Origin of the sequence: Pseudomonas sp. RG1 (assembly GCF_025910115.1) — a bacterium.
Taxonomy (GTDB): Bacteria; Pseudomonadota; Gammaproteobacteria; order Pseudomonadales; family Pseudomonadaceae; genus Aquipseudomonas; species Aquipseudomonas atacamensis.
This window is the reverse complement of sequence record NZ_JAPCIK010000019.1, coordinates 379,462-392,851: the sequence shown is the minus strand read 5'-3', so window position 1 is coordinate 392,851 and position 13,390 is coordinate 379,462. Positions and strand designations below refer to the sequence as shown.

The following is a 13,390-nucleotide window of genomic DNA, read 5'->3' as shown; positions in this document are numbered from 1 at the left end:
CGGTTCGGGTGGTTGCCAGGATCGGCGCAGACAGCGGGATAAGCATGTTCGAAACCATTGAAGCGCAAGCGTTGAAGGAAACCGCGTCTAACGAGTTGAGGGAAGAGTTTCTCCAGCGCGAATTCGAACGGCTCAAACCGTTCAGCCTGTTGATCTATGTGGTCAGCATTTTCATGTGGCTGCTGTTTGATCTGATCGTCAGTTTTCTCGGCGGCCAAGGCTTCACGTGGCGCTCGATGGCGTTTCTCGCTGGTTTCGCGCTGTTGACGGTGGTGCTCGGTTTTACGCGCAGGGCTAGCCATTTCGATGTGCTCACCCTGTTGCTGGTCCTGGGATTGACCGTCGGTGTGCGAATGATCGTCGACGGCCTCGCGCCTGCTTCGCACAGCTTGTGGCTGGTCCTGGCAGCAGCGAGCATGTTGTACAGCGTGTCGGTACTGCCGCTGCGGCGCTGGGCGTTCTTTGCGGTACAAGTTGTGATCTGGGTGATCCTCAACCCGTTTCTCGCCACCACTACCGAGATCACTGAACTGCGCGGCGTCCTGACTGCCTGCTACAGCGTGTTTCTCTGCGCACTCACGGTGTACACCTTTTTGAAGTTTCGTGAGGCCAAGCTGAACAACTACCTGATGTCGCGGCTGCTGCTGGATCAGGCCTATAACGACCCGCTGACGCAGATTCCCAACCGACGCTCGTTCATGACCCACGCAGGGCAACGGCTGCTGGCAAGCCCGCGCGAGCGCGATCATTACCTGATGATGATCGACATCGACAACTTCAAGAAGGTCAACGACACCTACGGGCATGACATCGGTGATGAGGTGCTCATTCGCGTCGCTGCCGATATCAAGGCAGTGATGGTTGCGTTTGACTACGCGCGTATGGGCGGTGAGGAGTTCGCGATCTATCTGGCGGGAGTGCGGCGCGAAGATGTTGAAAGCCTTGCCACGCAACTGTGCCAGTCAGTGCGTGAACAGCCCACCCGGCACCCGGTCACCATCAGCATCGGCATTACCCGGGTGGCTGAGGGTGACTCATTGAATCAGGCGCTGATCAAGGCGGATGCGGCGTTGTACGAATCAAAGCATACGGGCAAGGACCGCTTTACGTTTCATCAGTAACAAGCGCAGCGACCGCTGCGCCATTCCGCGAATGCTCAAGCCACCTCACGCTCCAGCAACACCCGCGTCACCCGTCGCTCTTCAACCGCTTTGACGGTCAATTGCCAGCCCTCGTATTCCAGTCGATCGCCGGTCATCGGCAACCGATCCAGCAGACTCATGACCAACCCGGCCATGGTCTGATAATCCTCGGTCGGCTCGGCATCGAAGCCGGTACGCTGGCGAACGCGAGCCAAGGGCAGCGCGCCGCTGACCAGAAACCCGCCGCGCTCTTCGACCACATCAGGGCCTTCGATTTCACTGGCATCGGGCAACTCACCGGCGATCGATTCGAGGATGTCGGTCATGGTCAATACGCCGACGAAATCGCCAAACTCATTGACCACGAAGGCGATGTGCGTCGATGCCGCGCGCATCTGCTCCAGGGCATTGAGGATCGAATAACTGTCGAGCAGATTGACGGTCTTGCGTGCCAGATGCTCCAGGTTCGGCTCATTGCCGGCCAGATACTCCTTGAGCAATTCCTTCTTGTGTACGAAGCCAAGCGGCTCGTCCACCGCGCCATCGCGAATCAGCGGCAAGCGTGAATACGACGAATGCATCAACTTCGTGCGAATGGTTTCGGCGTCATCGGCAAGATCAATCAGGTCAACGTCGGCGCGCACCGTCATCAGGTTGCGAATCGGCCGCTCCGCCAGTTGCAGCACACCGCTGATCATCACCCGCTCACGACGGTCGAACAGCTCGGCCACCGGAGCTTCACCGTTGTCCAGCAGGTCGGAGATTTCCTCACCAACCTCCTCCGCCGCCAGCTTGCGGCCACCGAGCAGACGCATCACCGCATGGGCTGTGCGCTCGCGCATCGGGCGCACGCCCTGCATCGAACGTTTGCGCCGAGCCCGGGCGATCTGGTTGAAGACTTCGATGAGGATCGAGAAACCGATGGCGGCGTACAGGTAACCTTTCGGGATATGGAAGCCCAGACCTTCGGCGGTCAGGGCAAAACCGATCATCATCAGGAAGCCCAGACACAGCATGATCACGGTCGGATGTGCGTTGACGAAGCGGGTCAGCGGCTTGCTGGCAACGATCATCAGGCCGATGGAAATGATCACGGCGATCATCATCACCGCCAGTTCATCGACCATGCCCACGGCGGTAATCACCGCGTCGAGAGAGAACACCGCGTCGAGCACCACAATCTGCGCCACGATTGGCCAGAACAGCGCGTAGGTTGTGTTGGTCGAGCGCTCGCCGACATGTCCTTCGAGCCGCTCATGCAACTCCATCGTCGCCTTGAACAACAGGAACACGCCACCGAACAGCATGATCAGATCACGACCGGAGAAGCTCTTGCCGAACACCTCGAACAACGGCTGCGTGAGCGTAACCAGCCAGGAAATGCTCGCCAACAGGCCCAGGCGCATGATCAACGCCAGCGACAGGCCGATGATCCGCGCGCGATCGCGCTGATGCGGCGGCAGTTTGTCGGCAAGAATTGCGATGAACACCAGGTTGTCGATACCCAGTACCAGTTCCAGCACGATCAGAGTCAACAGGCCTAACCAGGCTGTGGGATCCGCTAACCATTCCATAAAACGTCTCGATCTCTCTTCAGTGAATTCAGGCGGCCGGACACGGCGAAGTGCAACGCGAAAGCTCAAGAGCCGCGTTATCAACCATAGTCGGGAGTCGGAAGACGGGATGCTGCGAAAGGATCAAGACCGCGCGAAGGCGTGCTGGAGAGTGCTGACTGGGAGGCTCCGAGAGGGTGTTCATGTAGATCCTGAATGAAAAATGGCCTTCGAGCGTACAGCGTCGACCGACCTGCTCCACAGCGGTAAATCATTTCAAAATCTGTATGAATGACCTTGATCGCAGACTTTCAGCGTTGCTGAAGAAGCCTTCGCGAGCAGGCTCGCTCCCACAGGGTGCGAGCGGTGCGGCGGATTTCAGCGCAAATCCAGCTCATCGATATGCTGATACTGCGCTTGCAGCGCGGTCGCCAGATCCTTCGCCCGGCCCAGTCGAATCGGCCCGCGCTCAATGTCGATCAGCAATCCCGGACACGCCAGCACTGGCAACGCCGACAGTTCTTTCACGCGACCATCGGTCACGATCAGGCAGCGTTGCTGTTCGGCAGAAAAGCGCTTGCGTCTAACCGTCAGCCATTGCTGCGCCTGCGCCAGTGCCGCGAGCAACGGCGTGCCGCCACCGGCGCCCAAACCGTCGAGCCAGACGCCCAGGCCGCTTGAGGCCTTCAAGCCTTGCACCTGCCATTTCGGCGCAGAACCACTGGCGGTCAGCAACGCCAGCCGCGCCCGCTGGCGATAAGCATCGTCGAACAGCTGCGCGAGCAGGCCCTTGGCATCGCTCAAGGCCTGATGGCGACGGGTCGAGGCCGACGCGTCGACGATCACCAGCCAGATTTCATGGGGCGCGCGGGTGCGCTGTTGAAACAGCAGATCGGCGCGGCGCTGGGGGCGGCCATTGAGCAGCGTGCCCGGCCAGTTCACCGATCCGCTGCCGGCCCCATGCCGCTGGCCCTGGCGGCCATTGTCGAGTTGTCCGGCACGGGGCTTGGCATTCGCCCCCGCGTCGGACCGGGGGCGAATGCCTAGGGCTTTTTTGCCAAGGGCGGCCAGCTCGGAACTTCGCGGCGGGCACCGGTGGCTTGCGCCGTCGCCGGCATCTCGCCCCACTGGCCCTGCCCTTCGCTGGACTTGCTGTCTGTGCCTGAAGGAGATTGCGCTTGTGATTGGGTGCTGGATGAAGGGTGTTCGCGACGGCGATGGCGCAGGGCAAATTCGGCCACCGCGTCGATGTCCTCTTCAGCAATCGCATCCGCCCCACGCCACGCGGCATGGGCGCGGGCCGCGCGCAACCAGACCAGATCGGCACGCAAGCCATCGACCCCAGCAGCGAAACAACGCTCGGTAATCAACGCCAATGCCGCGTCATCCAGTGGAATGGCTGCCAAGCGCTCGCGGGCGCTTTCACAGCGCGAACGCAGGATGTGTTGCTCGCTCGCCCACTGCGCGCAGAACCCTTGTGGATCGCTGTCGAAATCCAGCCGCCGGCGAATGATCTGTCCGCGTTCGGCGGGCGCGGTGTGGCCGCTGAGGGCAACGTTCAAGCCGAAGCGGTCAAGCAGTTGCGGCCGCAGCTCGCCCTCTTCCGGGTTCATGGTGCCGATCAGGACGAATTTGGCCGAATGCCGATGGGAAATGCCGTCGCGCTCGATCAGGTTGGTACCGCTGGCAGCGACATCGAGCAGCAGGTCGACCAAGTGATCGGGCAGCAGATTGACCTCATCGACATAGAGCACGCCACCGTCAGCCTTGGCCAGAACACCGGGCGAAAACTGCGCGCGACCGTCGCTCAGGGCAGCATCGAGATCGAGGGTGCCGACCAGCCGCTCTTCGGTAGCGCCCAACGGCAAAGTGACAAACTGGCCGCTGGCGAGCAGATCCGCCAGGCCCCTCGCCAGCGTCGACTTGGCCATGCCGCGCGGACCTTCGATGAGTACGCCGCCGATTTTCGGGTCGATGGCGGTCAGGCACAGGGCGAGCTTCAAGTCATCGGCGCCGACCACGGCGGAGAGTGGGAAATGCGGGGTGTCGGTCATTTGGGTTTTCCCTTTCGTGGTCTTTGGTGTGCTTGAGTTTTAGTGGCGTGTCAGTTGGGTGGCCCTCACCCTAACCCTCTCCCAGAGGGAGAGGGAACTGATCTGGGTGTTCTTGCAAGTTGCGCCGACCTGAATTATCGAGTTGAACTCAGGCCTCAAAACCAACACAAATCGGCCCCCTCTCCCTCCGGGAGAGGGCTGGGGTGAGGGTAGCTTTTTAGCGGCTACATATCTTCCTCGATATCCAACAGCAAATTCTCCAGCGCCTCTTTATAAGCCCCAGGCTCCTGCCACATCCCGCGCTGCTGCGCTTCGAGCATGCGTTCGGTCATGTCGCGCAACGCGTGCGGATTATGTTCACGAACAAAATCCCGGGTCGCCGGATCAAGCAAATATGCCTCCGCCAGCAACGCATATTGATGGTCATCGATCAGCTGCGTAGTCGCATCGAAGGCGAACAGATTATCAACCGTCGCTGCCAATTCGAACGCGCCTTTGTAGCCGTGACGCTTGATTCCGTCGATCCACTTCGGATTCGCCGCGCGCGAGCGCACCACGCGGTTCAACTCTTCCTTCAGGGTACGAATCTTCGGCAGATCCGGCTGGCTGTGATCGCCGTGATAACTGGCCGCCGCTTCGCCGCGCAGCGTCTCCACCGCGGCGAGCATGCCGCCCTGGAACTGGTAGTAATCGTTGGAATCGAGCAGGTCATGCTCGCGGTTGTCCTGGTTCTGCAGAACTGCCTGCACTTGGCTCAGACGCTGACTGAACTGCGCGCGGGCAGCCGTGCCCTCGTCGGCGCCGCCGTAAGCGTAGGCGCCCCAGTTCAGGTAAACCTCGGCGAGGTCTTCGCGGGTCTGCCACAAACGCCCGTCGATGGCGCCTTGCACCCCGGCGCCATACGCCCCCGGTTTCGCGCCGAAGATGCGCCACCCGGCCTGACGCCGCGCGGTATCTTCATCGACGCCCGACTGCAACAGCGCCTGGCGTTCGGCACGCACCTTGGCGGCCAATGGGTTCAAGTCGTCCGGCTCGTCCAGCGCGGCCACCGCTTGCACGGCGGCGTCGAACAGGCGGATGAGGTTGGCAAACGCATCACGGAAAAACCCCGAAACCCGCAATGTCACATCGACCCGAGGACGATCGAGCAGACTCAGCGGCAGAATCTCGAAATCATCCACACGCTGACTGCCCGTGGCCCAGACCGGACGCACGCCCATCAACGCCATGGCCTGAGCGATGTCGTCGCCGCCGGTGCGCATGGTTGCGGTGCCCCACACGGACAAGCCGAGTTGGCGCAAGTGATCGCCGTGGTCCTGCAGATGCCGTTCGAGAATCAGCGTTGCCGACTGGAATCCGATGCGCCACGCGGTGGTGGTCGGCAGATTGCGCACGTCCACCGAATAGAAATTACGACCGGTGGGCAACACGTCGAGGCGGCCACGGCTGGGCGCGCCGCTGGGGCCGGCGGGGACGAAACGACCGCTGAGGGCGTCAAGCAGACCGCGCATTTCGGCCGGGCCGCAAGCATCGAGGCGTGGGGCGACGACTTCGCGCAGATGCTCGAGTATCGAATCAACCTCCGCCCACCCCGGCCCTTGTGGGAGCGAGCCTGTTCGCGAAGGCGTCGGGTCAGATAATTGTTCTTTTACTGACACACCGCTTTCGCGAGCAGGCTCGCTTCCATAGGGGACATTGAGTGTTTGGGAGATCAGGTCTGCGGCAAACAATTCGAGGCGTTCGCGGGTGTCGCCGGCGGTGCGCCAGACTTCTTCGCTGATGGCCTGCAACTCGGGCGGACGCGGGCCGCTCCACGGATCGGCCAAGGCGCAATCCAGCGGATCAAAACCGAGATCAAACGCTTTAGCCAGTGCTCGCAGCAGACTCGACTGCGCGGCCTTGCCGTCACCGCGCGGGATGCGCAGCAACGCGAGCAAGGTGTCGATACGCAAGCGCCCGCTCGGCGATTCGCCAAAGATGTGCAACCCATCGCGAATCTGCGATTCCTTCAGGTCGCACAGATAAGTGTCCAGACGCGGCAACCAGATCGCCGCATCGGCATCGCTGTCCAGCGCTGCGTCCAGTTGCAGTTCGCGGTCGATCTGCGTGTCACGCACCAATTGCAGAATGTCGCGTTGCAACTCGCGGGCACGGCGCGGATCGAGCAGTTGCGCCTCGTAATATTCGTCGGCGAGCAGCTCCAGATTGCGCAGCGGCCCGTAGGTTTCGGCGCGGGTCAGCGGCGGCATCAGGTGGTCGATGATCACCGCCTGCGTGCGCCGTTTGGCCTGGGCGCCCTCGCCCGGATCGTTGACGATAAACGGATAGATATTTGGCAGCGGGCCGAGCAACGCATCCGGCCAGCAGTTTTCCGATAGCCCAACGCCTTTGCCCGGCAACCATTCGAGGTTGCCGTGCTTGCCGACGTGGATGACACCGTGAGCGCCGTAGGTGTTGCGCAACCAGAAATAGAACGCCAGATAGCCGTGCGGCGGAACCAGATCCGGGTCGTGGTACACCGCGCTCGGATCGACCTGATAACCCCGGGCCGGCTGGATGCCGACAAAGGTCAGACCGAAACGCAGACCGGCGATCATCAGTCGACCGTCGCGGCACATCGGATCGTTGTGTGGCGATCCCCAACGCTCGAGTACCGCGGCGCGATTCGCTTCCGGCAACGCATTGAACATTGCCAGGTAATCGTCCATCGCCAGGCTCTGCTGGCACGGGCGCAAGTCGAGACTGTCGAGGTCGTTGCTGACACCGCCGAGCAGTTGCTGGATCAGTTCGGTGCCGCTGTCGGGCAACTCGGCCGTGATCGGATAACCCTCCGCTCGCAATGCGCGGAGGATATTCAGCGCCGCCGCCGGCGTATCGAGGCCGACGCCATTGCCGATGCGGCCGTCGCGGGTCGGGTAGTTGGCGAGGATCAGCGCGATGCGTTTTTCGCCGTTCGGCACGTGTGCCAAAGCAACCCAACGCCGCGCCAGTTCGGCGACGAAATCCATGCGTTCGGGCTGGGCGCGGTAGCAGACCACATCGGACTGGCTGCGCTCGCTGCGCCAAGCCAGATCCTTGAAGCTGATCGGTCGGCTGATGATGCGTCCATCGAGTTCCGGCAAAGCAATGTGCATCGCCAAATCGCGCGGTCCGAGGCCCTGCTCGCTGTCGCGCCAGCCGGGCTCGTTGTCCTGGGCGCAGATCGCTTGAATCACCGGAATGTTGCGGCGAAACGGGCGCAGATGCGGTGCTTCGGGGCTCGATTGGGCAAAACCGGTGGTGTTGAGAATCACCCCCGCCTCGACTTCATCCAGCCAGTCCTCGACCACCGACAGACAACCGGGTTCTTTCAGACTGGCCACCGCGATCGGCAGCGGATTGAGTCCGGCTGCCTGCAAACGCTGACAGAACACATCGATGAACGCGGTGTTCGCCGCCTGCAAATGCGAGCGATAAAACAACAGCGCCGCCACCGGTTGACCGGGTAGCCATTCGGCTTGCCAGTCGCTCAGGGCAGCGCTGTTTTTCTGTGGGTGATAAATCGCCGTGCGCGGCAGGGTTTGCGGCTCGCTCCACGGGTAATCGCGGGCGAACCATTGGCTGCCCAGGCAACGGAAGAAATCCAGCGCATTGCCCATGCCGCCCTGACGCAGAAATTGCCAGAGTCGATCGCGTACTTCGGCGCTGACCGTGCTCAAGTCACTGAGCTCGGGGTCCGGGCGGTCATCGCCGGGCACCAGAATCAGTTGCACGCCGCGTTCGGACAACTCGACCAGCCGCTCGACACCGTAGCGCCAATAGGCAATGCCGCCATGCAGGGAGATCAGAATGACCTTGGCGTGGCGCAGCACTTCGTCGACATACAGATCGACCGAGGCATGATTCTGCACCTGCATCGGGTTGGCCAGACGCAGGCTCGGGTAGTCATCGGGCAATTGCTGCGCGGCCTCGGCGAGCAGCGCCAGGCTGGAATCGCCGCTGCACAGGATCACCAGCTCGGCGGGGGTTTGTCCGAGATCGGCAATGTTGTCGTCCGAGACGAATCCGCCGGGCTGGGTCCTGAGCAGGTGCATGGCTTAAACGCTGAGCGCAGCGCGCAATTGCGCTTCGAGTTGCGCGGCATCGAGTTCCTGACCGATCAGCACCAGACGCGTGACGCGCGCTTCTTCGGCGCCCCACTGACGGTCGAAATGCTTGTCGAAACGCGTGCCCACACCCTGGATCAACAGGCGCATCGGCTTGTTCGGAATCGCCGCGAAGCCTTTCACGCGCAGAATGCCGTGTTGCACCACGAGTTGCGTCAGCGCGTCGAGCAGCAGGCTTTCATCGGCTTGCGGCAGTTCGATTGAGATCGAATCGAACGCGTCGTGATCGTGATCGTCGTCATCACCGTCATGGTGGTGATCGTGGTGACTGTGGCGGCTGTCGATGTGCTCCTCGGAGCCGGCACCGAGGCCGATCAGCACGTCGAGCGGCAGGCGGCCATTGCTGGCTTCGATGATTTTTACCGCTGGCGGCAGCTCTTCGGCGACTTCAGCGCGGACCCGAGCCAGATCTTCCGCGCTGGTCTGGTCGGCCTTGTTGAGGATGACCAGGTCAGCACTGGCCAGTTGATCGGCGAACAATTCGTGCAGCGGCGACTCGTGATCAAGGTTCGGATCGAGTTTGCGCTGGGCATCGACCTGATCCGGGAACGCTGCGAAGGTGCCAGCAGCGACGGCGGGGCTGTCGACCACGGTGATCACCGCGTCAACGGTGCAGGCGCTACGGATTTCCGGCCACTGGAAGGCCTGCACCAGCGGTTTTGGCAGGGCCAGGCCCGAGGTTTCAATAAGGATGTGGTCGAGATCGCCGCGACGGGCAACCAGTTCGCGCATTACCGGGAAGAATTCTTCCTGCACCGTGCAGCACAGGCAGCCGTTGGCCAGCTCATATACGCGGCCGCTGGCCTCTTCTTCGGTGCAGCCGATGGTGCATTGCTTGAGGATCTCACCGTCGATGCCGAGCTCGCCAAACTCGTTGACGATCACCGCGATGCGCCGGCCCTGAGCGTTGTCGAGCATGTGCCGCAGCAGCGTGGTTTTGCCTGAACCGAGGAAACCGGTGACGATGGTGACGGGGAGTTTGGCCAGTGTTTTCATCGGTATGCCCTTTGGCAAGCGGCGGGCATACGGGACGAGAACCGGCAGCGCGCATGCACGCCGGAAGCATTCGCCACCGGATCACCCCGCCCGGTTGTAGTGAGAATCTGTGACGAGGCAGGTCTCCTGGCTGACGGCGTTCAGGCGCGAGACCTGGCGTCCATTGCGCCTTCCCGCTGGCTCATCGGTTGAGCTGGCAGTGGCGTGGCAACGAACATCACCGTTCACAGTTGCGGGGGCAGCCGCGGCTTTGACCGCGTTCCCTTCTTAGCTTCGGCGAGTGCCGAAGAACCTCGAAAGCGCAAGGCTACGCATGGGTCCGTCGTGGGTCAATGGTCGGTGAGTCTGAAACTGGGGGTATATCCGTTGCTGCGGTACGGCTTCCTATGGTTTCGCTCTTACAGCGAGTCCCTTTTTCAAACGCCGGAGTGCCGGCACAGCAAAAAGGAACCAAAAGGCTTTGCCCCGGCGTACGGCCCGCTCGCTGGGGCTCGGGGTACCTTCGTTACGGGACCGATCCGGGCGCAGCCTGCTGAAGGGGCAAAAGATCAAAGCCAAAGCAAAAGCCAGATCTAGAGCCCCTCACCCTAGCCCTCTCCCCGAGGGAGAGGGGACTGACCGAGGTGTTTAGGCGAAATACGCCGACTTGCGTTACCGAGTCGAATGCAGATTTTGAACACCACACAAATCGGCTCCCTCTCCCTCGGGAGAGGGCTGGGGTGAGGGGCAGCAACAACACAAATTAAAAGCCGAACACCCACGCTTTTCACCACTCAATAAGCCGAGTGTCAGCTCGCCTGCTCTTGATCTTGATCTTGATCTTGATCCACCGGCGACGGATATACACACAAAAACATCAGAAAAACACCCCCACCGCAGCACCGAAAACTCCCCGGAAATTGACTAAAAACCCAAACCCATGTTCTCCTGCCCACCTTGTTACGGGTGCCCTTCACAGGGTGAAACGGGAAACCGGTGAATCATGTGCTTTACTCAAAGCCATGTCAGTCCGGTGCTGCCCCCGCAACGGTAAGCGAGCGAAGCGTCAGATCCACTGTGCCCCGGCATGGGAAGGTGATGCTTGCAGGTCGGCCTCGTGCCAACCCCTCGCGAGCCCGGAGACCGGCCCGCAACACCCAGCGCGCGCAAGCGCCGCTGACCACAAACAAACCCGCGGTGGGCGGGCGCTGTTCGAAATCCCTGCGTGCCCGGCTCGCAGGGATTTTCATGCGCTCTGTTTACCCGCTGACATTTCAGAGGGAAGCGCTATGTCGATCATCAGCAATACCGTCAGCCACACTGACCACACCTCCAGCAGCACCACACTCGGCCAACGCGTGGCCGCCGCCCTCTTCGCCTCGATCCTCGGTGCCAGCCTGGTCTGGTTCGCCGGTTTCTCGCACATCGAAGCGGTGCACAACGCCGCCCACGATACCCGCCACAGCGCCGCGTTCCCGTGCCACTGAGGCTTGCCGAGATGATCAAGCGTATCGCGCAAACCGCAGGCTTCACCGGCTTGCTCGCCGCCCTGCTGCTGACCCTGCTGCAGAGTTTCTGGGTTTCGCCACTGATTCTGCAGGCCGAAACCTTCGAGAAATCCGAACCGGTCGCGCAAGTTCACGAACACGCCGCCGGCACCGCCGCCCACAGCCATGATGGCGAAGCCTGGGAGCCGGAAGACGGCTGGCAGCGCGTGGTCTCGACCACTGGCGGCAATCTGGTGGTGGCGGTGGGTTTCGCCCTGATGCTCGCCGGCCTGTACACCTTGCGCGCGCCAACCAAAACCTCGCAAGGGCTGCTCTGGGGTCTGGCCGGTTACGCGACGTTCGTTCTCGCGCCGACCTTGGGCCTGCCACCTGAATTGCCGGGCACTGCGGCTGCCGATCTGGCATCGCGGCAGATCTGGTGGATCGGCACTGCCGCTTCGACCGCCGTCGGCCTGGCACTGATCGCCTTCAGCCGCCACTGGCTGATGAAGCTTCTCGGTGTGGCGATTCTCGCCGTGCCGCATGTGATCGGCGCGCCGCAACCCCAGGTGCATTCGATGCTTGCCCCAGAGGCACTGGAAACCCAATTCAAAATCGCTTCGCAGCTGACCAACGTCGCGTTCTGGCTGGCCTTGGGCTTGATCAGTGCATGGTTGTTCCGCCGTAAAAGCGCAGGCCCATATCAGGCATGACCGATGACCGCGCAGCGCCGACCTTCGTGGTCGGCCTCGGCTGCCAGCGTGGCTGTCCCGCCAGTACGCTGCGTGCACTACTCGATCAAGCGTTGCAGGCGCACCGCATCGAGCTGCGAGCGGTCAAGGCTTTGGCGAGTATCGACCTCAAGCGCGACGAACCGGGGTTGCTGGAACTGGCCACACAATTGAACCTGCCGCTGCAGTATTTCAACAGTGCCGAGCTGGCGCCCTATCAACAGCGCCTCAGCCATCAATCGCAGATCGCCTTTGAACGCACCGGCTGCTACGGCGTGGCGGAAAGCGCCGCGCTGGCGCTGGCCGAGCAGTTGATTCAGGCGCCGGCAAAACTGCTGATCCACCGGCAGAAATATGCGCAGGCCACGCTGGCATTGGCCGGCGCTGCATAAAATCCCGATAATCCCCGCCATTGATCATGAGCACGTTTCATCTGCAGTGTGCCTGCGCCTCTTCACAAGGATTCAACGATGACTGTCTACTTCATCGGCGCCGGCCCCGGCGACCCGGAACTCATCACCGTCAAAGGCCAACGGCTGATTCGCAGCTGCCCGGTGATCATTTATGCCGGTTCGCTGGTACCCGCAGCGGTGCTGGAAGGTCATCAGGCCGAAACCGTGGTCAACAGCGCTGAACTGCATCTGGAACAGATCATCGACCTGATCAGGACGGCCCATGCCAAAGGCCAGGATGTTGCCCGCGTGCATTCGGGGGATCCAGGTCTGTACGGCGCGATTGGTGAGCAGATCCGCTACTTGCGTGAGCTGAGCATTCCTTTCGAGATCATTCCGGGCGTGACCGCGACGGCGGCATGCGCAGCGCTGCTGGGCGCCGAGCTCACTCTGCCGGACATCTCGCAAAGCGTGATCCTGACCCGTTACGCCGACAAGACCGCGATGCCCGTTGGCGAGGAGCTGGCCAGCCTGGCGCAGCATGGCGCGACCATGGCCATTCATTTGGGGGTCAATCATCTGGAAAAGATTTTGGTTGAATTGCTGCCGCATTACGGCGCGGACTGCCCGATTGCCGTGATTCACCGCGCGACATGGCCGGATCAGGACTGGGTCGTCGGTACACTGGCGGACATTGCCGCAAAGGTCGAGGCCAAAGGGTTTCGGCGTACGGCGCTGATTCTGGTCGGGCGGGTACTGGGCAGCGAGGTGTTCAGCGAGTCGTCGTTGTATCGCGCCGGGCATGCGCATTTGTACCGACCGTGAGTGGAACGCGGAGCGTCCCGGGCTGCATGCCCACGCGGAGCGTGGGCATGATCAAGCCACAGGCATAAAAAAACGGCGCTCACGGG

General features: G+C 61.8%; 10 protein-coding genes and 2 riboswitches. Of the genes, 5 read left to right on the top strand and 5 right to left on the bottom strand.

What is annotated here, in order from left to right; genetic code table 11:
• Positions 1–44: 44 nt before the first annotated feature.
• Complete coding sequence (locus OK411_RS13185) at positions 45–1,121, top strand: sensor domain-containing diguanylate cyclase (protein ID WP_264365061.1); 1,077 nt, start codon at positions 45–47, stop codon at positions 1,119–1,121.
• 35 nt (positions 1,122–1,156) lie between these two features.
• Here the strand turns inward: OK411_RS13185 and OK411_RS13180 are convergent, their stop codons facing one another.
• From OK411_RS13180 to cobW, 5 genes are all read right to left on the bottom strand, one after another.
• Positions 1,157–2,716, bottom strand: a complete 1,560-nt coding sequence (locus OK411_RS13180; RefSeq protein ID WP_136493506.1) for a TerC family protein — start codon at positions 2,714–2,716, stop codon at positions 1,157–1,159.
• A gap of 357 nt (positions 2,717–3,073) precedes the next feature.
• On the bottom strand, positions 3,074–3,823 hold the full coding sequence (locus OK411_RS13175) for a vWA domain-containing protein (protein WP_413694510.1): 750 nt from the start codon (positions 3,821–3,823) through the stop codon (positions 3,074–3,076).
• Positions 3,739–4,749, bottom strand: coding sequence for an ATP-binding protein (locus OK411_RS13170; protein ID WP_136493507.1), 1,011 nt, complete (start codon positions 4,747–4,749; stop codon positions 3,739–3,741). Before OK411_RS13170 ends, OK411_RS13175 begins: the two co-directional genes overlap by 85 nt.
• A gap of 224 nt (positions 4,750–4,973) precedes the next feature.
• A complete protein-coding gene (gene cobN, locus OK411_RS13165; RefSeq protein ID WP_264365060.1) occupies positions 4,974–8,822 on the bottom strand; it encodes a cobaltochelatase subunit CobN in 3,849 nt (1,282 codons plus the stop codon).
• Positions 8,823–8,825: 3 nt separating this feature from the next.
• Positions 8,826–9,890 (bottom strand): cobalamin biosynthesis protein CobW, encoded by a 1,065-nt coding sequence (gene cobW / locus OK411_RS13160; protein WP_024012737.1) that lies wholly within the window; start codon positions 9,888–9,890, stop codon positions 8,826–8,828.
• A 98-nt stretch (positions 9,891–9,988) separates the two neighbouring features.
• Positions 9,989–10,201, bottom strand: a riboswitch (cobalamin riboswitch).
• 615 nt (positions 10,202–10,816) lie between these two features.
• Positions 10,817–11,036, top strand: a riboswitch (cobalamin riboswitch).
• A gap of 122 nt (positions 11,037–11,158) precedes the next feature.
• On the opposite strand from cobW, the gene OK411_RS13155 reads away from it, so the two are divergent.
• The 4 genes from OK411_RS13155 to cobM all read left to right on the top strand — a co-directional run bounded on the left by OK411_RS13155 (position 11,159) and on the right by cobM (position 13,304).
• On the top strand, positions 11,159–11,356 hold the full coding sequence (locus OK411_RS13155; RefSeq protein ID WP_123442638.1) for a CbtB domain-containing protein: 198 nt from the start codon (positions 11,159–11,161) through the stop codon (positions 11,354–11,356).
• An 11-nt stretch (positions 11,357–11,367) separates the two neighbouring features.
• On the top strand, positions 11,368–12,069 hold the full coding sequence (locus OK411_RS13150; RefSeq protein WP_056785224.1) for a CbtA family protein: 702 nt from the start codon (positions 11,368–11,370) through the stop codon (positions 12,067–12,069).
• Entirely contained in the window at positions 12,066–12,479 is a 414-nt protein-coding gene (locus OK411_RS13145) for a cobalamin biosynthesis protein (RefSeq protein WP_071172073.1), read from the top strand. Before OK411_RS13150 ends, OK411_RS13145 begins: the two co-directional genes overlap by 4 nt.
• Before the next feature lie 78 nt (positions 12,480–12,557).
• Positions 12,558–13,304, top strand: a complete 747-nt coding sequence (gene cobM / locus OK411_RS13140) for a precorrin-4 C(11)-methyltransferase (RefSeq protein WP_016774483.1) — start codon at positions 12,558–12,560, stop codon at positions 13,302–13,304.
• Positions 13,305–13,390: the final 86 nt, after the last annotated feature.